The organism is Limosilactobacillus difficilis, from assembly GCF_947387495.1.
Lineage (GTDB): Bacteria > Bacillota > Bacilli > Lactobacillales > Lactobacillaceae > Limosilactobacillus > Limosilactobacillus difficilis.
Window position 1 is genome coordinate 1 of the sequence record NZ_CANDNU010000120.1, and the last position, 320, is coordinate 320.

1 pseudogene is annotated in these 320 nt (G+C 43.4%); it reads right to left on the reverse strand.

The annotated features are described in order from the left end of the window. Positions 1 to 287, reverse strand: a pseudogene (locus tag QOR82_RS09215) (hypothetical protein); the annotation flags it as partial. Positions 288 to 320: the final 33 nt, after the last annotated feature.

Sequence of the window (320 nt, forward strand, 5' to 3'; positions counted from 1 at the left end):
CGCATAAAAGTAGCATCATGATCAGTTTTAGAATAGCTATTACGTTGGCCGGCGGTCGCAACTTGGGCCTTATATTCTAAGTCTTTCTGGCGACAGTGATCTAGCGCGCGAAGATACTTTTTAGCATGACGACGTTCTTGCTTGGCAGGGTTAGGCGAAACCTTTGTGGTTTCGGCCACCTGCTTATTGAGCTCCTCAATTCGTTGTTCTAGTAAGGCAATTGTAGTATCTAGCTCATCGATTTGAAAATCATCTAAAGTGGTATCTACTTCAACTTCATGCTTCATCTCGTTAATTAGCTTCCGTGCTTTGGCCACATT